Annotated in this window: 16 protein-coding genes; 7 read left to right on the top strand and 9 right to left on the bottom strand. The window is 70.5% G+C overall.

Translation table 11 applies throughout. From position 1 onward, the window contains the following. Positions 1-43 precede the first annotated feature (43 nt). From ACFSVL_RS24605 to ACFSVL_RS24615, 3 genes are read right to left on the bottom strand one after another with little or no spacing between them, the layout of a single operon-like run. Positions 44-1,204: a sulfotransferase family protein gene (locus ACFSVL_RS24605; RefSeq protein WP_378307898.1), complete on the bottom strand. Its 1,161-nt coding sequence runs from the start codon at positions 1,202-1,204 to the stop codon at positions 44-46. A gap of 10 nt (positions 1,205-1,214) precedes the next feature. Beyond that, positions 1,215-2,012, bottom strand: a complete 798-nt coding sequence (locus tag ACFSVL_RS24610) for an SDR family oxidoreductase (protein ID WP_378307899.1) — start codon at positions 2,010-2,012, stop codon at positions 1,215-1,217. 4 nt (positions 2,013-2,016) lie between these two features. Next, on the bottom strand, positions 2,017-3,186 hold the full coding sequence (locus ACFSVL_RS24615; protein WP_378307900.1) for a hypothetical protein: 1,170 nt from the start codon (positions 3,184-3,186) through the stop codon (positions 2,017-2,019). Between the two features lie 88 nt (positions 3,187-3,274). Between ACFSVL_RS24615 and ACFSVL_RS24620 the strand changes: the two genes are divergently transcribed. After that, positions 3,275-4,162, top strand: a complete 888-nt coding sequence (locus ACFSVL_RS24620) for a helix-turn-helix domain-containing protein (protein WP_378307901.1) — start codon at positions 3,275-3,277, stop codon at positions 4,160-4,162. Positions 4,163-4,331: 169 nt separating this feature from the next. Here ACFSVL_RS24620 and ACFSVL_RS24625 read toward each other — a convergent pair whose 3' ends face one another. Further along, positions 4,332-4,805, bottom strand: a complete 474-nt coding sequence (locus tag ACFSVL_RS24625) for a nuclear transport factor 2 family protein (RefSeq protein WP_378307902.1) — start codon at positions 4,803-4,805, stop codon at positions 4,332-4,334. 83 nt (positions 4,806-4,888) lie between these two features. On the opposite strand from ACFSVL_RS24625, the gene cysD reads away from it, so the two are divergent. Then, entirely contained in the window at positions 4,889-5,806 is a 918-nt protein-coding gene (gene cysD, locus ACFSVL_RS24630) for a sulfate adenylyltransferase subunit CysD (protein WP_378307903.1), read from the top strand. After that, entirely contained in the window at positions 5,806-7,644 is a 1,839-nt protein-coding gene (gene cysC, locus ACFSVL_RS24635; protein WP_378307904.1) for an adenylyl-sulfate kinase, read from the top strand. Before cysD ends, cysC begins: the two co-directional genes overlap by 1 nt. Before the next feature lie 209 nt (positions 7,645-7,853). On the opposite strand, the gene ACFSVL_RS24640 is transcribed toward cysC, so the two are convergent. The 3 genes from ACFSVL_RS24640 to ACFSVL_RS24650 all read right to left on the bottom strand — a co-directional run bounded on the left by ACFSVL_RS24640 (position 7,854) and on the right by ACFSVL_RS24650 (position 12,740). Beyond that, on the bottom strand, positions 7,854-9,485 hold the full coding sequence (locus ACFSVL_RS24640) for an ABC transporter substrate-binding protein (RefSeq protein ID WP_378307905.1): 1,632 nt from the start codon (positions 9,483-9,485) through the stop codon (positions 7,854-7,856). 25 nt (positions 9,486-9,510) lie between these two features. Beyond that, positions 9,511-11,625 (bottom strand): hypothetical protein, encoded by a 2,115-nt coding sequence (locus ACFSVL_RS24645; RefSeq protein ID WP_378307906.1) that lies wholly within the window; start codon positions 11,623-11,625, stop codon positions 9,511-9,513. Between the two features lie 116 nt (positions 11,626-11,741). Beyond that, positions 11,742-12,740, bottom strand: a complete 999-nt coding sequence (locus ACFSVL_RS24650) for an alpha/beta hydrolase family protein (RefSeq protein ID WP_378307907.1) — start codon at positions 12,738-12,740, stop codon at positions 11,742-11,744. Between the two features lie 136 nt (positions 12,741-12,876). On the opposite strand from ACFSVL_RS24650, the gene ACFSVL_RS24655 reads away from it, so the two are divergent. Both ACFSVL_RS24655 and ACFSVL_RS24660 read left to right on the top strand, forming a co-directional pair. Further along, positions 12,877-13,503, top strand: coding sequence for a GNAT family N-acetyltransferase (locus ACFSVL_RS24655; RefSeq protein ID WP_378307908.1), 627 nt, complete (start codon positions 12,877-12,879; stop codon positions 13,501-13,503). Beyond that, positions 13,500-14,375, top strand: a complete 876-nt coding sequence (locus tag ACFSVL_RS24660; RefSeq protein ID WP_378307909.1) for a PaaX family transcriptional regulator C-terminal domain-containing protein — start codon at positions 13,500-13,502, stop codon at positions 14,373-14,375. Before ACFSVL_RS24655 ends, ACFSVL_RS24660 begins: the two co-directional genes overlap by 4 nt. A gap of 11 nt (positions 14,376-14,386) precedes the next feature. On the opposite strand, the gene ACFSVL_RS24665 is transcribed toward ACFSVL_RS24660, so the two are convergent. Beyond that, positions 14,387-14,848: a YqeB family protein gene (locus ACFSVL_RS24665; RefSeq protein WP_378307910.1), complete on the bottom strand. Its 462-nt coding sequence runs from the start codon at positions 14,846-14,848 to the stop codon at positions 14,387-14,389. Positions 14,849-15,125: 277 nt separating this feature from the next. On the opposite strand from ACFSVL_RS24665, the gene ACFSVL_RS24670 reads away from it, so the two are divergent. Together ACFSVL_RS24670 and ACFSVL_RS24675 are read left to right on the top strand one after the other, a co-directional pair. Continuing rightward, positions 15,126-20,822, top strand: coding sequence for an SDR family NAD(P)-dependent oxidoreductase (locus ACFSVL_RS24670; RefSeq protein WP_378307911.1), 5,697 nt, complete (start codon positions 15,126-15,128; stop codon positions 20,820-20,822). Further along, a complete protein-coding gene (locus tag ACFSVL_RS24675) occupies positions 20,819-22,027 on the top strand; it encodes a cytochrome P450 (RefSeq protein WP_378307912.1) in 1,209 nt (402 codons plus the stop codon). Before ACFSVL_RS24670 ends, ACFSVL_RS24675 begins: the two co-directional genes overlap by 4 nt. A gap of 7 nt (positions 22,028-22,034) precedes the next feature. Here ACFSVL_RS24675 and ACFSVL_RS24680 read toward each other — a convergent pair whose 3' ends face one another. Further along, positions 22,035-22,331, bottom strand: coding sequence for a DUF6355 family natural product biosynthesis protein (locus tag ACFSVL_RS24680; RefSeq protein ID WP_378307913.1), 297 nt, complete (start codon positions 22,329-22,331; stop codon positions 22,035-22,037). Between the last annotated feature and the right edge of the window lie 369 nt (positions 22,332-22,700).

A 22,700-nucleotide genomic window follows, 5' to 3' on the forward strand; every position in this document is an offset into this window, starting at 1 on the left:
CCCGCGAGGCCGGTTCGGCGAGAAGCCCGGTCTCGAAACGGCGTCAACCTTGGTGCGCGGCGCGGTATCCGGAGAACCGCTCGTCGACCTCCCCGGCGGTGAGGCCGAAGTCGGCGAGGTCGTAGCGGTGCCTCGGTTTCGCGTCTCCGGTGCGGCTCCGCGCGTGCAGGGTGGTCATCGCGTCGCGCGCCTGCGGGGCGAGTTCGAGGTCGAAGTGCCGGTAGACGCCTTCGACGGTGCCGATCGGGTCGGCGACGAAGTCCTCGTACCGGACGTCGCAGAACTGCGCCGGGTTGTGCCGGGCGCGGGCGGCCTCGAACTGTTCCGCGCCCCGGGCCCACAGGTCGAGCTGGCTGCGCCCGACGACCTCGCCGCGGAAGGTGTCCGACCAGCCGTCGGAAGCCTGCTCGGTGAGGCTGCACACCGAGGCGATGATGGTGCTGGGCGCGCGGTGGGTCTGCACGACCAGCGCGTCCGGGTAGACCTCAAGGAGCGCGTCGAGGGCGAAGAGGTGGCTCGGGTTCTTGAGCACCCACCGGCGGCCCGCGTCGGGGAGGCCGATCAGCTGCAGGTTGCGCCGGTGGCGGCGGTAGGCGTCGGTCCAGTCCTGCCCGTCGAGCCAGCGCGAGTAGCCGGGCACGTGCGCGAGGCATTCGTAGGATACGGATTTCAGCGACTGCCTTAGCAGTTGCCAGCATTCCTCGACCTGGTCGGCCGACATGTGGTGCAGGCCCATGAACTCGGGATGCTCGACGTGGTGCTGCTCGTATCCGGCCTGGATCGCTTGGAAGACCGGGTTTTTCGCCCATGTCTCGCGCGGCGGGCGCGGCTGCGGCATTTCGGTCAGCCACACTTCGAGGCCCTGGTGGGCGGGGTCTTCGGTGAGCAGCCGGTGCAGTGCGGTGGTTCCGGTGCGCGGCAGGCCGGTGACGAAGATGGGCCGCTCGACGGGCACGTCGGCGTACTGCGGATTCTGCTTCCACGAAGCTTCGCTCAGCAGCCGTGCGACCAGTGCGCCGCGCAGGAAAGCACGGTGGACTTTGTTGCCGTACGGCGTCAATCCGGCTTCGCTGGCGTAGGAATCGAGCAGTACGCGCAGGCCTTCGAGGTGGTCGTCTCCGCCGAAGTCGTCGAGGCCGGTGAGTTTCGTGGCGGACGCGTGCAGGTCTTCGACCGTGCCGACGCTGTCCCGTCCTGGCAGCATGCTGTTCCCCTCAGTGGTGGTATTCGCCGGCGTTCACGTCGAGGCATTGCCCGGTGACGCAGCGGGCGAGCGCGGACGCGAGGAACACCACGGTGTCGGCGATTTCGTCGGGTTCCGGAAGCCGGCGCAGGTCGATCGTCTTCGCGGTTTCGGCGTACACCTGCTCGGCGGACACACCGCGTTCCTTGGCGAGATGGGAGAAGTACCACTTGAGGGAGTCCGCCCAGATGTAGCCCGGGGCAACGGTATTCACCCGGATGCCGCGCGGGCCGAGTTCCGACGCGAGGCTTTGCGCGAGCGAGAGCAGGCTCGTCTTGGCCATCTTGTACGCGCCGAACGTCCGCCGGGAATGCCGCAGCACGGCCGAGTTGATCATCACGACCGAACCGGCGGTTTCGGCGAGCGCGGGGGTGCAGAGGCGGGTCAGCCGGAGCGCGGAGATCACGTTGGTCTCGAACCCGGCGCGGACCGCGTCGAGGTCGACGTCGGCGAGATCGGTGATCGGCGGGACCGCGAAAGCGTTGTTCACCAACGTGTCCAGCCGGCCGAACTCGCTCAGCGCCGTCTCGACGAGCTTGGTCACCGCGGCTTCGTCGGTGATGTCGGTGGGCACCGAGACGGCGCGCCTGCCGAGCGCCTCGACCTCGGCGGCAACCTCGGTGAGCCGGGATTCGGTGCGGGCGGCGAGGACGACGTCGGCTCCGGCCGCGGCGGAACGCAGGGCGATCGAACGGCCCAGCCCGGGGCCGATGCCGGAGACGAGAACGACCTTGTCCTTCAAGAGACGGGTGTCGGCAAGGAGATCCATGAGTTCAGCCCAGCATCCTGGCCGCCACCGCGGCCTGTCGTGCGGCGATCCGCTGTGCCCATTCCTCCGGGGTCACGCGGGCCTCTGCGTGGTAGGGCAGCCGGTCGGCGAGGTCGCCGAACTTCACGACCTCCACCTCCGGGCCGTCCTTTTCGGTCAGGTCACGGGAAAGCCGCTGCCAGCGGATCTGGACGTAGCCGCGGTCGTGCCCGGTGCGTTCGAGCCAGTTCGCGACGCCGGGGTCGCGTTCGCTGATCACGAACCGCATCTTGCCGTCCGGGTCGACGCGGGCCTGGTCGGCGGTGAGGCTGGTCTGGTGGTTGAGGTAGTCCAGCGAGATGTACCAGGGGGTGCCGAGCTGGATGCCCTGGTACGGCGCGTCCGAGCGCGGCACGGTGACGATCATGACCTCGTCGTCGGCGAGTTCGTAGTGCCCGGCCGAGGAGTACTGGGTGGGCAGGCCGCCGGGCGTGCTGCGCGGTTCGGTCATCGTGTTCACCGGCAGGTTCAGGTAGAACCACTTCGGGAAGGCGAGGAACGTCCGGAGCCGGCTGAGCAGGATCTTGCCGGTGACGCCGTAGCGCTTCTCCATCGCGGAGCGCGAGAGCGCGGGCGGTGCCTGGCCGGTGGTGTCGGCGCAGCGGAGCTGGATCGTGCCGCGCCGTTCGGTCGCCCAGTCGCTGTAGACCTCGCGGACGACGAGCATCGACGAACCGGGGCCGAGCACGAAATAACCCGGCTCGGGGTCGGGTTTCGCCGGGCCGAAGCGGATTTCGAACGTGCCGTCGGCGGCGACCGGGATGTCGCGGTCGTCGAACGCGGTCATGCTGTCGGGCACCTCGACCGGCGTGTAGTCGCCGTTGAGGACCTGGAAGCTGAGGTCGGCGGTGGTGCCGCGGGTGCCGGTGACGACGTACTCGCGGTCCTCGCGGATGTTCGCGTTGAAGTACAGGGTGTCCGGGTTGTCCAGGCCCATTTTCGTGTACGGGCCGGTGGAGAGGGTGAAGTACGGGAAGTCCCGGTCGTAGGCCCACGCGGTCTGGACCGAGGCCCGGATGCTGCCCGCGAGGTAGTCGTAGCCCTCGACCAGGTCCTGTTCGGTCCGGATGTGCGGCGCCTCGGCGATGATCTTTTCGGCTTCGGCGATCGCGCCGGCGAGCGGTTCGGTCAGCACCGGGAGACTCCTCACACTGGTCCAACTCTGTACCGGGGTGGTACGTTCGGTGTCGGTTGAGACTAGAACGCGTTCTAAGGATGGGTCAATGGCGGTCTCCCGGCGCTCGCCGCCGACCGAACGGGTCGTGCGGTTGCTGGACTACTTCACGGCGCGGCCGGGCCGGCGCTTCGGGCTTTCCGCGCTGGCTCGCGAACTGGACCTGAGCAAGCCGACCTGCCTCGGCATCCTGACCGAGCTGACCGCGAGCGGCTACGTCGTCCGCGATCCCCGGTCGACGACCTACCGCCTCGGCCCGGCGATGATCGCGGCCGGGCGCGCGGCGGGGGAAGGGTTCGGGGCCAGCGAGATCGCCCGTACCCGGCTGGAAGAGCTGAGCGCGCGGTACCAGGCGACCTGCACCGCGTCGGCGGTGGTCGACGGGCGGATCCTGATGCTGCAGAGCGCCGGTCCGGGCAAGGTCCGGCTCGGCGAAACGTATCCGTTCGCGCCGCCGGTCGGGCTGATGTACGTGCTGTGGGACGCGGAATCCGCCTTCGACGCCTGGCTGGCCACGCCGCCCGCGGTGCCGGTGCGGCTGGACGAGGCGTACCTGCGGCGGGTGGTCGCCGAATGCCGGGAACACGGGTATCTGGTCGAAAGCCTGACGTCGGCGGGGCGGCGGCTCTACACGCTGATGGCGGGCGTCGCGGCCGGCGATCTGCCGCCCGAGGTGCGCGGTCTGGTCGGCGAGCTGGTGTCGAGCCTGGGGGAGCGGGTGTACCTCGGCGCGGACCTCGAACCGCGGAAGAAACACGCGGTGAGCCTGCTGGCGGCCCCGACTTTCGACGCGTCGGGGCGGCAGGAGCTGGTGCTGACGCTGTCGGTCGGCGAACCGATCACCGGCGCGGAGATCGCGCGCCGGGGCGCGGCCTTGGCGGCGGTCGCGGACGCGGTGACCGCTGAGACGGGCGGGGTCCGGCCTGGCTGGGCTTGAAGGCTCAGCGGGTGGGAGACACCGGCTTGTCGTCCGTGAGGGGAACCCTGAGGGACTCTGATTCCCCCGGGGTTCCCCTCACGGACCTGCGGATACGGCCATGCGGGGGTCGATTGGGCATTTCGCGGGAGCGAGCGTCCTTTCTGGAGTCCTTCACGGACCGCCGCGGTCAGGCGGGCTGGTCCCACATGTTCGCGGTCATCTTCCAGCCCGGCTGGTCCTTCATCGACACCATCGTCTCGTACAGCCGCTCGTACTCGAGGCTGCTGATCCGCCACGCCCCGTTCTCGCGCCGGTAGGTGTCCTCGTAGTACGCCGCGCCCTCGATCACCACCCGGTGCTCGGCGACGATCACTTTGTCCTGGAACATCCACCGGCCGGTCGCGGTGTCGCCGTCGATCTCGATCTCCGGGTGCCCGGCGAAGTGCATCGTGGTGATCCCGGGGCCGACGGCGGTGCGCAGGAATTCCATCAGCGCGTCGCGGCCGTCGAAGTTCAGCGGTTCGCCGTAGGAGGGCGTGCCGTAGTGCACGCGGGCGTCCTCGGTGAGCGTCTCGGCCATCTCGTCCCACCGCTTCAGGTCGAGGCAGCGGAGGTAGCGGAATTTCACGCGGCGGATCTCTTCGAGTGCGACCAGGTCCATGCGCCCAGCCTCCTCCGCCGCTTGACCCAGCGCAAGAACCTGTTCTACTTTTCTGTCCTCGAACCCCGGAAGGGCGGATCCCGATGGCGACCCCGGCACCCCCGGCCTACGAACTGGGCCACCTCGGCGCGCTCGAAGCCGAAGCCGTGCACGTCTTCCGCGAGGTGGCGGCGACCTTCGAGCGGCCGGTGCTGCTGTTCTCCGGCGGGAAAGACTCGATGGTGATGCTGCACGTCGCGGCGAAAGCGTTCTGGCCCGCGCCGCTGCCGTTCCCGGTCATGCACGTCGACACCGGGCACAATTTCGACGAGGTCATCCGGTTCCGGGACGAAACCGTGGCGCGCTACGGACTGCGGCTGGTGGTGGCGAGCGTCCAGGACGACATCGACGCGGGCCGGAGCGTCGAAGACCTCAAGGCGGGACGGAACCGGCTCCAGACGGCCACGTTGCTGCGCGGCATCCGCGAGAACGGCTTCGACGCCGTGTTCGGCGGTGCGCGCCGCGACGAGGAGAAAGCCCGCGCCAAGGAACGCGTGTTCAGCTTCCGCGACGAATTCGGGCAATGGGATCCGCGCCGGCAGCGTCCGGAATTGTGGAATCTCTACAACGGCAGGCATCGCAAGGGCGAGCACATCCGCGTTTTCCCGTTGTCGAACTGGACCGAGCTGGACATCTGGCAGTACGTCGAAGCGGAGGACGTGACGCTGCCGTCGCTGTACTACGCGCACCAGCGGCCGGTCGTCCAGCGCGACGGGATGCTGCTCGCGGAGACCCGGTTCCTCACCGTGGGCGAGGGCGAAGTGCCTTATCCGGCAACGGTTCGCTTCCGCACCATCGGGGACGCGACCTGCACCGGGTGTGTCGAATCGGCCGCCTCGTCGCCGGCGGAGGTGGTGGCCGAGGTCGCCGCCACGCGGGTCACCGAACGCGGCGCGACGCGCGCGGACGACCGGATTTCCGAGGCCGGAATGGAAGACCGCAAGAAGGAAGGCTACTTCTGATGAGCGCCGGGGACCGGGTCACGACGGTGCGGCTCGCCACCGCGGGCAGCGTGGACGACGGCAAATCGACCCTGATCGGCCGGTTGCTGTTCGATTCGAAGACGGTGTTCACCGATCAGCTCGAAGCGATCGAACGCACGAGCCAGGCGCGCGGCGACGCGTACCCGGACCTCGCCCTGCTCACCGACGGCCTGCGCGCGGAACGCGAACAGGGCATCACGATCGACGTCGCGCACCGGTATTTCGCCACGCCCAAACGGAAGTTCATCATCGCCGACACCCCGGGACACGTGCAGTACACCCGGAACATGGTCACCGGTGCGTCCACTTCGGACGTCGCGCTGATCCTGGTCGACGCGCGCAAGGGCGTGCTCGAACAGTCGCGCCGGCACGCGTTCCTCGCCAGCCTGCTCGGCATCCGGCACCTCGTGGTGTGCGTGAACAAAATGGACCTCGTCGACTGGTCGCAGGAGCGGTTCGAGGAAATCCGCGAGGACTTCAGCCGGTTCGCGATGAAATTGCGGACGCCCGACCTGACCTTCGTGCCGATGTCCGCGCTGCACGGCGACAACGTGGTGCACCGCGGCGCGAGCATGCCGTGGTACGAGGGCACTTCGCTGTTGCACCACCTGGAACAGGTGCACGTCGCTTCGGATCGCAACCTGGTCGACGCGCGTTTTCCGGTGCAGTACGTGATCCGCGAGCACAGCCGGGACTTCCGGGGTTACGCCGGAACGGTGGCCGGTGGCGTCTTCAAGCCCGGTGACGAGGTGACCGTGCTGCCGTCCGGATTCACCACGACCGTGCGGGCGATCTGGGGCCCCGGCGGGACCGCGGTGACCGAGGCGTTCGCCTCGCTGGCCGTCACGATCGAGCTGTCCGACGAACTGGACCTCAGCCGCGGCGACCTGATCTGCCGTCCGGGCAACCGGCCGCATGTGGGCCAGGACGTCGACGCGATGGTGTGCTGGTTCTCCGAACAGGCCTCGCTCGCTCCGGGCGCGAGCTACCTCGTGCGGCACACCACCCGCGAGACCAAGGCGGAGGTCAGCGCGCTCGACTACCGGCTGGACGTCACCACGCTGCACCGCGACGAGACCGCGGAAGCGCTGTCGCTCAACGAGATCGGCCGGATCCGGCTGCGCACGCGGCAGCCGCTGCTGTTCGACCCGTACCTGCGCAACCGGCCGACCGGCGGGTTCCTGCTGGTCGACGAGCACTCCGGCGACACCGTCGGCGCGGGCATGATCACCGGCCCGAGCACGACCGCCCCGAACGTGGTCTGGCATCCGGCGGCGGTGTCGCGGGACGAACGCGCGACCCGCGGCCGCACCGTCTGGCTCACCGGGCTGTCCGCGTCGGGCAAGTCGAGCGTGGCGGTGGAGCTGGAACGCAGGCTGGTCGCCTCGGGCCGCCCCGCCTACCTGCTGGACGGCGACAATCTCCGGCACGGCCTCAACGGCGACCTCGGGTTCGCCCCGGCCGACCGGGCGGAGAACATCCGCCGGGTCGCGGAGGTCGCGAAGCTGTTCGCCGACGCCGGGGTGGTGGCGGTGGTGTCGCTGATCAGCCCGTACCAGGCCGATCGCGAACTCGCCCGGCAAGTGCACGAAACCGCGGGCCTGCCGTTTACGGAGGTTTTCGTCGACACCCCGCTGGAGGTGTGCGAGGACCGCGATCCGAAGGGCATGTACGCCAAGGCCCGGTCGGGCGAGATCACCGGTTTCACCGGGGTGGACGCGCCGTACGAACGGCCGGAGTCGCCGGATCTGGTGCTGCGGCCGGAAAACGGCGACCCAGGATCGATGGCCGCATTGGTTCTTGCCGCCCTGGAGTGACGGCTCGCGCCCAGGCGGCGCTATGGGTGCGGTTGAGGCTCGTCTGCCCAGGCCGAAAGGGCTGGCCAGGCGAGTGCGGCGCTCGGCGGGCCAGCGGGCGCCGGGGTTGGGGTGTCCGTGAGGGTGTCCTTCACGGACTCTGATTCCCTCAGGGTTCCCCTCACGGACCTCTGCGGGAGCGCAGCCACGCTGGGGTGCCACGCCCGATCTCAGCAGGACGGTTTCGGCGCGGCAGTACTGACTGCCTTGTTCCACACCGTCGCGGTCGACCCGTCGGCCCGGATCTCCACTACCGGGAACGGTTTCTCCACCGGATTGCCGTACTGGGCCTGGTCCGGGCTGAACTGGATGGTCCCGCTCGCACCCGGGATGGAGTTCTGGCACCGCATTTCCTGGATGAGGCCGATCTGCGACAGCGGCGCGCGCACGACCGTGTCGGCGTTGCCGTTGGCGGCGCGGCGGGCGGCGGTGACGGCGACCATCACGGCGTCGTGGGTGAGGATGCCTTCGCCGCTGCCGAGGTCGGCGACCGAGAACGACAGCGGCGCGGCGCCGTCGTCCGCGCGGACGGGCTGGCCGGTGCACGCGCCGGGCTTTCCGGTGAAGACCGCCTGGAAAGTGTTGTAGGCGGCCTGTTCCGCGGTGCCGTTGCACGGTCCCCATTCGTCGGGGCTGGCCAGCGAGGTGAACAAGACCCGGACGTGGCCGCCGCGGACAGCGTCGCGGAGGCTGGCCTCGTTGATCGCGGCCCCGCCGTCGTCGCCGGTCACGACGGTCAGTTTTCCGTTGGCGCACGGGGTGTTTCCCTGGGTCCACGATTGCACGAACGGGCCGAGATCGGTGCCGCGGCCGGTGAAGTAGACGACTGTCGGCGCGACGGAGCAGACATTCTGGTTCAGGTAGGCGAATTGGGTGAGCAGCGGGTCCTTGCGGGAGAGGTCGGAGGGCAGCGCGCCGGGCGAGGTGAACGGGAACCGGTGCGCGGCGGGCATCGCCTTGACGGCCATCGCGCCGAGCGTCTGGGTGTAGTCGTCGCCGGGGATGTTGTCCTGCACGATCGCGACCCGCGACGGGTCCGGCTCGATGCTCGCGATGTACCGCGCGGCGGTCAGCACGGAGTGGCTGTTGGTGGGCGAGGTGCGGAAGAAACCGGTGTTGAGCTTGCCGTCGGGGGTGAGGTTCATGGTGTCGCCGGTGACTGTCGCGCCGATCACCGGCAGGTGGGCCTGGCTGGTCAGCTTCGCCGCCGCCGCGCGGGTGTTGTCCATGCTCTGGCCGAGCCCGAGGACCGAGACGACGTGGTGGGCAGCCGCGTGCTCGGCGATCCGGTCCACGGCCTCGGACCAGCCCGCGTACTGGCTGCCCATGTTGGCCAGGAACAGCTTCACCTTCGGCAGGCTGCCCTGGAACGCGGCGGTGTGGTTGGCCCGCCACACCCCGGCGAGCGCGCCCTCGATGTCCGGGTAGAGGTCGGTGTAGTTCCGGGTGTCGATGCCCTCGTTCGGCGACATGTTCTGGAACAGCACCACCGACACGTAATTGTCGGTCACCGCGTCGTTGTTCGCCCGGACCGCGGCTTCCAGCTCCCGCATGCGGTCCGGTTCGTTCGCCCGGAACGGCGCGCTGTCGAGGTTGATGCCGACGCACGCGCCGCCGGCGTCGCCGGTCATGCCCGCCCCGCACCGGGCGAACAGCATCGGAACGAAAACGCCCGTGGCGACGAGGGCGACCACCAGCAGCGTGGCGAGGCCGCTGGCCGCCACCGGATGCCGCAGCACCCAGTTGACCAGGCGCGGGAACCGGTGGGTGAACCAGTGCAGGATCCGGCGGAGGAAGGTCATCGCGCTCCTGTCGGGAAAAGGGGTGTCACTGGTCGCCGAACCGCGCGGCGGCGTCGGTAAGGGCATCGGTGTCCACATGGGACGAATCATTGTGGGCCAGCCGCGTGAAGTTCTTGCGGATCCGCTGGTCCCGCAACGGGTTCGGCACGGTGTGCGCGTCGTGGCAGAGCCAGAGCAGGGCCACGATGCTGGCGATCGCGGCGGCGGCCGATTCGCGCCCGGGCTGCGCGTCCGGGGCGAGCCGCGCGGCGATCGCGTCGGTCGGCTCCACCGCGGGCCACCGGCACGGCGCCGCCGTCACCTGGTCCACCAGCCGGACCCAGTCCGGATGCTCGGCGGCGGCGAACTCCCGTACCAGTTCGGCGACCACCTGCTCGAACTTGTCGCAGGCGAGGTCGTAGTAGAGCCGGCGGGCGAGGTCCGCCTCGCCGCTCGGCTTGGCGCAGGTGTCGGTCATCCGGCTGAACACCTCGGACCAGGTGAGCGTCACCGGATTCCGGTCGGCGGCGGCGCTTTGCGCGTGCAGGCCCGCCATCAGCGCGGCGAGCAGCCACGGGTGCAGGACCGCGGGATGCTCCTCCTCGGGGGACACGACCGGCCACAACGGCGACGGACAGGCGGCGAAAGTGCTGATCCACAGGTTTTCGCGCAGCGCGCTCAGGATGACCTTGGCGTCGGGAAAGGCGACGGGATTCAGATCGGCCGCCGCGTGTCCCGGCTGGCGGAGCCGGACTGCCACCGCGACCGCCTGCGGGACGACGGTTCGCAGCGAATCGGCGCGCAGCGACTTCGGCAGGAAGTGCGCCAGCGCGCGTTCCCAGAGCGCGATTCCGTTCTGCGGCTGAAACAAGAGCAGCGACCGGGGGTGCAGTTGCGCGTCCGACGGCAGTTCGCCGACCCGCCGGGCGATCTCCTGCGCGGCCGCGGGCAGCCCGCCGGACAGCCTGCGGACGAACGCGTCGAAGTCCGCGGGCTCCCAGCCCTCCGGGGTGGTGGGGGCGAGTTCGCGCAGCACGGCGGGGTCCGGCGGATCGAGCCAGACCGGATACCAGGCCCGGGTCGGGGTGGGGCCCGCGTCGCCGGTCGCGGCGAGATGCTGGGTCCACTGCTTGAAATCGGCCTGGGACAGCAGCGGGACGGGCCGTCGTTTCGGGCTGTCCGCCTTCGTCCGCCACGGTTCCCGCCACCAGGTGCCCCAGGCGGACGACCACCGGTCCATCGCCGCGACTACCAGCAGCGGATCCCGCTTGGGCAACCGTTTCTGCCGCGCGCGGACCAGCGCGGAGAGGAATTCGCGGCCGGCGGGGGTCGCGTCCACGTTGTCGATCAGCAGCGCCCAGGCGTGCTCGTGCGGGCTTTCCCGCCGGTTCGGCGGCAGGCACTGACAGCGCCGCACCGGTGTCGTCCATTGGTCGGCGCTCAGGGAAAGATCGGTGAGGAACGCGTCCATCAGGTGGGGGAGCGGATCGGCGGTGCGCTGGCTCAGTTCGATCAGCGAGTCGATCGTGCCGCCTCCGGCCAGCAGGCCGCTGAACCACTTGAGCGCTTGCCGCACGCTTCGCCGCCGCCGGTTGGCGAGCCGCAGCAGCGCGCTGATCCCGCTGCTGACCACGACCTGCACGGCGGGCCCGGGCACCTGGGCCCCGATGCCGGACAGCGCCAGCGCGAACTGCACCGCCGCACCGGCCACGTCCGAGACCCGCTCGTCGTCGTGGTGCAGGTAGTTTTCGATCAGCTTGAGCACGTGCGCGCGGGCCGCTTCCCGGTCCTGCGGCAGCGTTTCGTTCAGTGCCAGCAAGGAAAGCCCGACGCGGTGGAACGCCGGATCGCGCGGCAGGTTGTCCCAGTGCCGGGTCAGCATGAACGTCACGCAGGCGACGGCGGCGATCGGGTCGGCGACCTTCGCGTCCCGGAAATCCAGCCGGGCGTGGACCAGCGTGCCGCCGCAGGCGCCGGCGATCGCGGTGAGCGCGGCGCTTTTGCCGGACCCCTTCGGGCCGAGCAGCGCGACCACCGGCTCCGGTACCGCCGTTCCTTCCACCGGACGCCAGAATGCCTGCCGGACAAACAGTTCTGCGGCGGTGATCACGGGTATTTCCCCCAGGTCCAGCTCTTCGGCTCGCGGCACGGTGCGTGGCACGGCAGAAGGTGTATCGGTTCAGATGTGCGCCGCGTCACAGGTATGGCGGTGGTTCACTCCAAAGTGTGAGCGCTGGGGCTGGCGGCACAAGCGGCCGTCCGGGCGGCGTTGCGGCTTCAGCGCCGGCCGAACGAGGTCAGGAACTTTCGCTGGTCGTCGAGGTAGCCCGGGGCGAACAGCGAACGCGGCGCGGCGATCGCGAGGAAGGTGCTCTTGAGTTCCGAGTCCTCGACGTCCTGGGGGACGACGTCGTGGGTGGCGTCCGGGTAGCGCTTGACGTCGAGCCGGCCCGGCTCGGTGACGAGTTTCCGGTATCCCGCTTCGGTGTCGTCGCTGTCGACGTGGATGTCGCGCCCGCCGAGGATCAGCAGCACCGGCACCCGCACGGCGGCGAGGTCCTCGGACGCGTCGGAGAGGTAGTTGCGGCGGTTGAAAGCCCAGCGGTCCGGGGACAGATCGGCGACGTCGCCGCCCGCGGCCCGGTACTGCTCGAAGGTCTCGCTTTCCCGCAGGGCACGCAGATTCGCGTCGCTCTTGGCGACCGCGGCGGCGATCTCCTCGGGCGGCGCGTTTCGGGCCCGCAGTCCGGCGAGCAGGTCGTAGCGTCCCTGCCGGAGCCAGTTGATCGCGGGCCCGACGGCGATGACGAAGCGGACGTCCGCGGACTTCCGGGCGGCCTTGGGCATGACCCAGCCCGCCTGGCTGGCGCCCCACAGGCCGATCCGCCCGGGGTCGATGCCCGGCTGGGTCTTGGCCCAGGCGATCGCGGCGAGGGTTTCGTCGGCGCGGTCCTGCATGCTCTGGTCCAGCCAGTTTCCGGGCTTGTCCCAGGAGAGGGCCGCGTAGCCGGCCTTGGCCATCGCCTCCCAGATCGGCCGGTAGAAGGTGTCGTGGGTGGCGTTCTGCGGCCCGTCCCCGTGGACGAACACGACCAGGCCGTACGGGCCGTTCCCTTCGGTCGGGCGCGCGAGGACCCCGTGCAGCGGCTGCGCGCCGCCGGTGATCGTCACTCGCTCCTCGGCGAGGTCGTAATCGTTCTGCCAGAGGATCCAGCCGCCGGCGCCGGCCAGCAGCAGCATCACCGACAGCACCGAGATCCAGAGCCGCTTGCGCACTCGTGCACCAATCTATCGAAAGTAGAACGACCAACGTGTCTGTGATAGTTACTGCACGATACCAGCTATCTATCGGCGTGTGCACGGCCGTAGGCTTGGTGATAGATTTGCTGAGGGACGAGAAAGGGGCCATGGCGTGGCGGAGGAGACGGACGGCGGGCCGGTGACGCTGCGGCGGAGCATTCCCGCCGGAGCCGAGCGGCGCGCGGCCGAGCTGTGCTGGGGCGCCTTCGGCCGCAAGCTCGGCCCGGCGCTGAACCCGCCGGAGAAGGCGGTGCCCTTTCTCGCCGGCCAGCTCCGCGCCGATCGTGCGGTGTGCGCGTTCGCCGGAGGGGAGCTGGTCGCGCTCGCCGAGTACCGGCTCGGCGGCCAGGCACCCGCCAAGGGGTCGGCTGCCGCCGTGCTGCGCACGTACGGGCCGTTGCGCGGGCTGTACCGGCTCGCGTTGCTGGCACTGTTCGAAAACCGCCCGAAACGAGGGCGGCTCGTGCTGGCCAGCATCGCCGTGGATCCGGGCTTTCGCGGCCACGGCATCGGCAGCCTGCTGGTCGAGGAAGTGTCTGCGATCGCGGCCGAACGGGGCTGCCGGGAGATCAGGCTGGACGTGATCGACGCCAACCCGCGTGCCAAGGCCCTGTACGAACGGCTCGGTTTCGCCACGGTGAAGACCACGCGCACGCCCTATCTGCGCAGGCTGATGGGGTTCGGCGCGGTGACGACCATGGGCCGAAGCGTTGCGCCGAAAGGAATCCCGGCACGGTGATCGATCACGTCGAAGTTCCCACTCGCATGCTCGTGCACGCGCTCGTCCGCGAGGACGGCACGGTCGACGCGGACGAGCTGTACTCCGTCGCCGCGCTCCTCGGCATGAGCGACCAGCAGGTCCGGCTGTGCATCAAACGTCTCGTGGCCGAGGGCGCTTTCACTCATCAGGGCCGTGGTCGCAAGGCGCTGCTGCACGCCACGGTGGACACCGAAGACGCGTTCGGCCCCACGGCGGACTTCCTGCGCCACGCGTTCCGCCAGGACGCCGGGCTCGAACCCTGGGACGGGGTCTGGCATCTGGCGGCCTTCGCGGTGCCCGAATCCGCGCGCAAGGCCCGGGACACCTTGCGCGACACGCTGGTGCACCTCGGCGGCGCTCCGCTTCAGAACGGTTTGTATGTCAGCGCCAATGCCTGGGAGCCGTACGTCGAAGAAGCGGCGGGCAAACTCGGTGTCCTGGACGCGCTTTCCCTTCTGAGCACAACGGATCTGCGCAAGGGCGGCACCGAGGACCCGGTCGAACTCGCCCGTCGTCTCTGGCCGCAGGGAGAAATCGCGGATCGCTATCATCGCCTCGTCCGCGTGGCCGAGCCCCGTCTCGAACGGCTTGCCGGCGCCGCCGAACTCACTTCGGCCGACCTCGTCACGACGGCGGTCGAACTGGCGGCCGAACTCACCCGCGCCATGGAGCCCGACCCGTTGCTGCCGCCGGAACTCCTGCCCCGGCCGTGGCCCGGAACTCACGCCCGCGAACTCGTCGCCCGATGCTGGGCGGCGCTGTACCGGCGAGACCACGGCGAAGGGACGCCCATCATTTTCCAGCGCTACGCCGACATCGCGCGCGAAGCGGCGAAGGCGCACCGCGGCTGAGGACGGTTCGCTCAGGCGCCTTCCCAGGGGTAGCCGTGCTTGCGGAATGCCGAGGCGATCGTCGCCTTCTTTCCTTCGACGTCGTCGTCGAACAGGACGCGCCCTTGCGGTGATTCGATCCGCACCTTGCCGCCGTGGCGGAAGGCGCCGCCGACCTGTTCGCGGGTGATGACGCGGGAATCGTCGCCTTCGATGATGGTGATGCTCTCGTCCGAGATGCGCAGCGTGGCGCTGTGGTACGTGATGAAGAAGGCGATGACCAGCCCGACGACGGCAAGCGCGGCGGGGCGGCCGATCACCATCAGCGGGGAATCGAAGGAGCCGAGGAACTTCAGCGTGTCCGCGTAGGGGAGCGGATGCTTGGCCGCGAACTGGAGCAGCCACGGGATGGCGAAGCCGAGCCCGGCGCCGGCCGCGCCGCAGAAAACCCAGATGACCGCCTTGGTGTCGAAAGGCATCCGGATTTCGGTCACCGCGGGCTCGGGACGGTTATCGCTCTTCATGCGAACGATCGTAGCAAAGACGATAGGTTCTGTTCGGTTCGAGCGAGGCGGATCACGCCGGGGTCGATGCCGGGAACTGGCCGTGTCGTCCGTGAGGGGAACCCTGAGGGAATCAGATTCCCTCAGGGTTCCCCTCGCGGACTTGAAGAAACGGGCATTGCGCAACGGGGGTCGCTAGGGGTGGCAGTGATCCGGTTGGTGCGTAATGTCGGACTGGTCACGCCGCACTTCTAGCCCTGGGGGGCCGTTGAGCGAGTCCGAACGCAACCTGGTCGCCGCATTGCGTACGTCGCTGAAGGAGAATCATCGGCTCAAGGACGAAAACCGGCGGTTGCTGAATGCCGCCGCGCAGGCGGAACCGGTCGCGGTCGTCGGGGCGGGATGCCGGCTGCCGGGCGGGATCGAGACTCCGGAGCAGCTCTGGCGGCTGCTCGCGGACGAGGGCGACGCGATCGGCGGCTTCCCGGCCGACCGGGGCTGGGACGTCGAGCGGCTTTACGATCCCGAAGGCCTCCGGCCGGGCTCGATTTCCGTGCGGGAGGGCGGGTTTCTGGCCGGTGCGGCGGAGTTCGACGCGGGGCTCTTCGGGATCAGCCCGCGCGACGCCCTGCTGATGGACCCGCAGCTGCGGCTGCTCCTGGAAACCGGCTGGGAATCCCTGGAACGGGCCGGAATTCCGCCGCGTTCGCTGGGCGGCAGCCGCACCGGGGTGTTCACCGGCGTGATGTACCACGACTATCCGGGCAGCTACGCCGCGTCCGGGATGGTGTCCGGCCGGGTGGCCTACACGTTCGGGCTGCAAGGTCCGGCGATCACGGTGGACACCGCGTGTTCGTCGTCGCTGGTCACCGTGCATCTCGCGGCGCAGGCGCTGCGCGCGGGGGAGTGCGAACTCGCGCTCGCGGGCGGGGCGACGGTGATGTCCACGCCGCGCACGTTCGTCGAGTTCAGCAAGGACGGCACGTTGTCTCGCGGCGCGCGGTGCCGGAGCTTCGCCGAGTCCGCGGACGGCACGGCCTGGTCCGAAGGCTGTGTAATGCTGGTGCTGCAACGGCTTTCCGACGCACGCCGGTCCGGCCGGCCGATTCTGGCGGTGCTTCGCGGAAGCGCGGTCAACTCGGATGGCGCGTCGAACGGCATCACCGCGCCGAACGGTCCCGCGCAGCGTCGGGTGATCCGGCAGGCGCTCGCGGCGGCGCGGTTGTCCGCCGCGCAGATCGACGTCGTCGAGGCACACGGTACGGCCACGCCGCTCGGGGATCCCATTGAGGCACAGGCACTTCTGGCCACTTACGGGGCGGATCGCGGTGGCGGGGCTCCGCTGCGGCTGGGTTCGCTGAAGTCCAATCTCGGGCACACTCAGGCGGCGTCCGGCGTGGCCGGGCTGTTGAAGCTGGGGCTCGCGCTGCGGCACGAACTGCTGCCGAAGACCTTGCACGTCGACGCGCCCAGCAGTCGGATCGAATGGGCGGCCGGCGAGGTCGAATTGCTGACCGAGGCGACGGCGTGGCCGCGCGGGGAGCGGACGCGCCGGGGCGCGGTCTCCAGCTTCGGGCTGAGCGGGACGAACGCCCACGTCGTGGTCGAGGAAGCCCCGCTCGCCGCGGAAAGCGGCGCGGACGATCGCGTGGCGGTGCCGGTGGTGCTGAGCGGGAATGATCCGGCGGCGCTGCGGGCGCAGGCGGAACGACTGGCGGAGCGGTTGCGCGAGGCACCGGATCTCCGTGTCGCTGATGTCGCCCGGACGCTCGCCACCGGGCGTACGCATCTGGAGCATCGCACGGTGGTCGTCGGCCGGGATCGGGACGAGCTGCTGGCTGGGCTGGCCGAGGTGTCCGGTACAGCCGCGCGCGGTGAGGGGCCGGTCGCGTTCCTGTTCTCCGGCGGGGGTTCGCAGCGGACCGGCATGGGCGAGGAGCTGGCGGCCGCGTATCCGGTGTTCGCCACCGCGTTCGCCGCTGCTTGCGCGGAACTCGACCGGCATCTGGACCGTCCGCTGCGGGCGGCGATCGGCGGGTCGCTCGACGAGTTCCGGTACAGCCAGGCGGCGTTGTTCGCGATCGAGGTGGCGTTGTTCCGGCTGGCCGAATCGTGGCAGCTGATCCCGGACGTCCTTTGCGGACACTCGGGCGGCGAGCTGGCGGCCGCGCACTGTGCCGGGGTGCTGTCCCTGGCGGATGCGGCGGAGCTGGTGGTCGCGCGGGCGACGTTGATGCAGGCCCAGCCGCGCGGCGCGATGGCGGCGATCGAGGCGGGGCCGGAGGAATTCGCCGGGGAAGCGGTCGACGTCGCCGTGGTGAACGGTCCGCGAGCGGTCGTCGTGGCCGGGGCGGAAGCGGCGGTGCTGGACGTCGTCGCCCGGTTCTCCGAGCAGGGGCGGCGCACGAAGCAGCTGGCGCTTTCGGTGGGGTCCCATTCGCGGCTGATGGATCCGGTGCTGGAGCCGTTCCGGGCGATCGCGGCGCGGGTCTCGTACGCGCCGCCCGAGCTGCCGATCGTGTCCACGGTGACCGGCGAGCCGATCGCGTCGTTCGACGCGGGCTACTGGGTGCGCAACATCCGCCGTCCGGTCCAGTTCGGTGCGGCGATCCAGACGCTGGAAAGCCAAGGCGTCACCCGGTTTCTCGAACTCGGCGCGGACGGGCCGCTGACCGCGCTGCTGCCGGACGCGCCGCTGGGGGTCTCCGCGCTGCGCCGGGACGTGCCCGAGGACGTCGCGGTCGCGGAGGCGGTCGGGGCGCTGCACTGCGATGGCGTAGCCCTGGACTGGGCGGCGGTTTTCGCGCCCCGCGCGGCCCAACTGGTCGACCTCCCTACCTATCCGTTTCAGCGGGAGCGGTACTGGCTGTCCCCTTCGGACGAGCCGGGCGACCTGTCCGCGACCGGCCTGGAACCGGCTGGGCATCCGTTGCTCGGGGCCGCGGTCCCGCTGGCCGACGGCGACGGATTCCTGTTGCACGGCCGGATTTCGACTGCCGCGCAGCCGTGGCTGGCCGGACACGCGGTCGGCGGCTCGGTGCTGTTTCCCGGCACCGGTTTCCTGGAACTCGCTCTGCGCGCCGGGGAAGAGGCGGGGGAGACGCGAGTCCGTGAGCTGACCGTGCACGCGCCGCTGCTCCTCGACGCCGAGGGGGTGCGCGTCCAGGTTCGGGTCGGCGGTGCCGACGAGGCCGGGGTGCGGCCGGTGAGCATCCATGCGCAGGCTGGCGACGCGCCCTGGGTGCGGCACGCGGACTGTGCGCTGGCTCCGGCTGGTCCGCTTCCCGCGGCTGCTCCTGCTTGGCCGTCGGGCGAGGAAATCGATCTCGACGGGATGTACGAGCTTCTCGCGGAGCGCGGTGTCGAGTACGGGCCGTTGTTCCAGGGGCTGAAGAAGGCTTGGCGGTCTGGGGACGAGGTGTTCGCCGAGGTGTCGCTGCCGGAATCCGCGGTGCTAGATGCCGGTGCGTTCAGCCTGCACCCGGGGCTCGCCGATTCGGCACTGCACGCCATCGGTCTCGGCCCGGCGACCGGTGCGGACACGCTGCTGCCGTACTCGTGGTCCGAAGTGGACTTGTGGTCGACCGGCAGTTCGGAGCTGCGCGTACTGGTGAAACCGTTGGGGGAGAACACGGTTTCACTGTCCTTTTTCGACTACTCGGGCAACCCGGTGGCGACGATCGGCTCGCTGGTGTTGCGGCCGGTCACCGGGGTCCGGCGGACCGCTCGCCGCTCCGGGGCGCTGCTGCGTCCGGAGTGGACTGAGTGCACCCTCCCCGACAGCGGCGTCCACGATGTTCAGGCTCTTTTCGTTGCTCCTGGCGCAGACGCGCGGAGCGAGATCCACCGTGTCCTCGCCGAGTTGCGCGCGGCGCTCGCGGACGACCGGCGGATCGTCGTGGTCACCCGCCACGCGGCCGGGCGGCCCGGCGAACCGGTCGACCTGGCCGGTGCCGCGGTCGCGGGGCTGGTCCGTTCCGCGCAGACCGAACACCCGGGCCGGATCGTGCACCTCGACACCGACGCGCCGCCGGCCGACGACGTGCTCGCCAGCGCGGCGGTGTCCGACGAGCCCGCGATTGTCTTGCGCGGCACCAGAACGCTCGCCCCGCGCCTGGTCGCAGCCGAAGCCGCCGGAACGGCGGAGTGGGGGCCCGGCCCGGTGCTGATCACCGGCGGGACCGGGCAGCTCGGCCGGTTGGTGGCCGAGCACCTGGTCCGCCACCACGGCGTGCGCGAGCTGGTGCTGGCGAGCCGGACCGGCCGGGGCGGGGACGACCTCGCCGCCGAACTGGCCGCACTCGGCGCCGAGGTGGAGGTGGCGGTCTGCGACCTCGCCGACCGCTCCGCCGTCGCCGCGCTGCTGACCGCGCATCCGGTCAACGCGATCGTGCACACGGCAGGCGTCCTGGCCGACGGGATGCTCACTTCGCTGACTCCGGACCAGGTCGACGCGGCATTCGCGGCCAAGGCCACCGCCGCGTGGAACCTGCACGAACTCGCGGGTGACGTGCACAAGTTCGTCCTGTTCTCCTCTGCCGCGGGCATCCTCGGCGCACCCGGCCAGGCGAACTACGCGGCGGCGAACGCCTTCCTCGACGCCCTTGCCCAGCTCCGGCACGGCCAAGGACTGCCCGCCCAATCGCTGGCCTGGGGATTGTGGAACTCCGCCGAACGCACCGGCGGCCTCACCGCCGAAGCAGGCTTGGCCCTCTTCGACGCGGCCATCGCCGATCCGGCACCGGTCCTGGTCCCGCTCCGGCTCGACGCGTGGCGCGGCGACCTCCCGTTCTTGCTCCGCGGCCACGTGCGGACGCCCCGGCGCGCCGGTTCCGCAGCCGACCGTCTGCGCCGTACCCCACCGGCCGAGCGCCGCGAACGGCTGGCGGAACTGGTCGGCGCGCAGGTGGCGGCGGTGCTCGGACACGACGAGACCGTCGAACCCGGCCGCGCGCTGCCGGGCATGGGGTTCGACTCGCTCACCGCGGTCCAGCTGCGCAACCGGCTCGCCGAGCTGACCGGCCTGACCCTCGGCGCGACCCTGGTGTTCGACCATCCCACCGTCGCGGACCTCGCCGAGTTCCTGAACGAGTCCTTTTCGGACACTCAAGAAACGCCGGCCGCCGGCGATCCGGTCGCCCGGCTGTTCGCCGAGGCCGTGGCGGCGGGCCGGGTGCCGGAAGGCGTCGCCCTGCTCGGCGCGGCGGCTAACCTGCGCCCGTCCTTCCGGGAATCCCCGGGAGCGCGGCCAGTGCAGCTCGCCGACGGACCCGAGCGGCCCGCGTTGCTGTGCGTGCCCTCGCCCGCCGCGATGACCGGCGCGGTCCAATATGGACGGCTGGCCGCGCCCTTCCGCGGCGAACGCCAGTTTTCTGTCCTGTCCTTGCCCGGCTTCACGGCGGACGAGCCGCTTCCGGCCGACCTCGCCGCGCTCGTCGCGTCGCTCGCCGATCAGGCGCGGGAGGCGGCTGGCGACGAACCGTTCGCCTTGCTCGGGTACTCCTCCGGCGGGCTGCTGGCCGAAGCGGTGGCCGCGGAACTGGCCCGCACCGGCCGTGCGCCGGCTGGCGTGTGTCTGCTGGACACCTACGAAATCGGCGGCCCGGCCGAGAACGCCGTGCACGCGATGGCCGGGGAAGTGCTGACCCGCCAGGACGACGGCGGATTCGACCGGGCGCAGCTGACCGCCATGGGCCGCTACCTCGGCCTCCTCGCCACCGCGGGACCGCCGGAGCGCCAGGTCCCCGCCGTGCTGCTGCGCTCGGCCCGCAGCTTCGGGGAAGCGGCTGGCCCGGCCTGGCAAACGACGTGGTCGCGCGCCGGCCGCGTGGAAACCGTGCCCGGAGACCATTTCAGCATCGTCGCCGAAGACGCGGGCAGCACCGCTTCGGCCGTCGCGGCGTGGCTGGGATCCGTGGCCGGACCGATCGTGGAAACCGTTACCGGACTTGGGAGTTCGTCGTGAGCAGTGGAGTGTGCCCGTACCCGTTCCAGCCGTCGGCGCTGACGGTCGACGCGCGATACGCGGAGATGCGCGAGCAGCAGGGGATGAGCCGGGTGCGGCTGCCGTACGGCGGCGAGGCCTGGCTCGCGACCCGGTACGAGGACGTGCGGGCCGTGCTGGTCGACCGGAGGCTGATGCGCAGCCTGACCGTCGGCAAGGACGCGCCGCGCGGGACCGAGGCGATCGAGAGCGAAAGCTCGATCATCACCATGGACCCGCCGATGCACTCCCGGCTGCGCCGGCTCGTCGCGGCCGCGTTCACGCCGAAGCGGGTGGAGACGCTGCGCCCGCGCGTTCAGGAGATCGCCGACGGCCTGATCGACGCCATGATCGAGCAGGGCCCGCCGGTCGACCTGGTGCAGGCGTTCTCGATCCCGCTGCCGATCACCGCGCTGTGCGAGCTGCTCGGCGTCCCGCAGGAGTACCGCGAGCAGGTGCACGCCTGGACCGACACGATGCTGATGCTCAGCGGCGACGGTTCGGACCACACCGCGATCATGAACGCCCAGCGGAGCCTGTGGGGCTACATCGCCGGCCTGGTCGCGGAACGCCGCGAGACTCCGACCGACGACTTGATCGGCGCGCTGGTGCGGGCCCGCGACGACGAGGGCAGGCTCACCGAGGGCGAGCTGATCGACCTGTCCGGCGGCATCCTGGCCGTCGGCCACGAGACGACCGCCAACCACATCTCCAACCTGCTCTACACCCTGCTGACCAACCCGGACCAGCTGGCCGCCCTGCGCGCCGACCCCGGCCTGCTGCCCTCGGCGGTCGAGGAACTGCTCCGGTTCGTCCCGCTCGGCGCGAGCGCCGGGTTCGCGCACATCGCCAGCGAGGACGTGGAAATCGGCGGCCAGCTGATCCGCGCGGGCGAGGCAGTGTTCGCGGACCTCGAAGGAGCCAACCGCGACGCGGCCGTCTTCGACTGCCCGGAGGACCTGAACCTGGCCCGCCCGCGCAACCACCACGTCGGCTTCGGCCACGGCCCGCACCACTGCCTCGGCGCCCAGATGGCCCGGCTGGAACTGCAGGTCGCGCTCGGCACGCTGCTGGCCCGGTTCCCGGACCTGAGCCTGGCGGCCGAGGTGCCCTGGCTGAGCGGCCGCCGGCAGCGCGGGCCGGAACGGCTGGAGCTGACCTGGACCACCGCGCTGCCGGCGAAGTGACGGGCGGCTATCCGGCGTCGCAGATGTTGCCGCTGTAGAAGGCGCCGTCGATCAGGCCAGCGGCGCCGAGGACCGTGACGCCGGGCTTCACGCACATGTGCCAGTCGTCCGATGGGAAGGCCATGTCGACGGTGATGGTGACGTCGGTGCGCGGCGGCTCGTCGCAATGCCCGTAGTACGCGAGCCCGCCGCTCTCGTAGAAGCCGCACGGGAACTGCTGGGTGCTCGCGGTCGCGACGGGGCCGCTCACCATCATGGCGGCGGCGGTCAGGACGCCCGCGGACAGCGCTGAGAACATTCGCATGAGTACCCCTCGTGTCGGTGATCTGGTTTCCGGGGCCGGAACCGATGGCCGGGCCCCGGAAGCCAGGTCTATCCGACGGGGGTTGTGCGGTGCAGGGTTTTCCGCACCGCACAACCAATTCCGCACAATCGCCAGAAGTCGCGGATGAGCATCCGCTCGGTGTGCCTCCCGTTGAGGGCCTCCCGCTCGCTCGGCTCGAGGCGCCGGTCGACGATGTCCGGCGGATTCGTGCGTCCGGCTGATGCCAGCGCTGCAGCGGGACCGCCCATCGCCTCCCCCGACGAGAGCCGAAGGCCCAATGCCAGGGACTTAAGACGGCGTTATGGGCGCGGCTGAGGCGCGTTCGCCCAGGCCGAAGCCACTGGCGGA

The sequence above is a fragment of the Amycolatopsis silviterrae genome (assembly GCF_042684085.1).
GTDB lineage: Bacteria > Actinomycetota > Actinomycetes > Mycobacteriales > Pseudonocardiaceae > Amycolatopsis > Amycolatopsis silviterrae.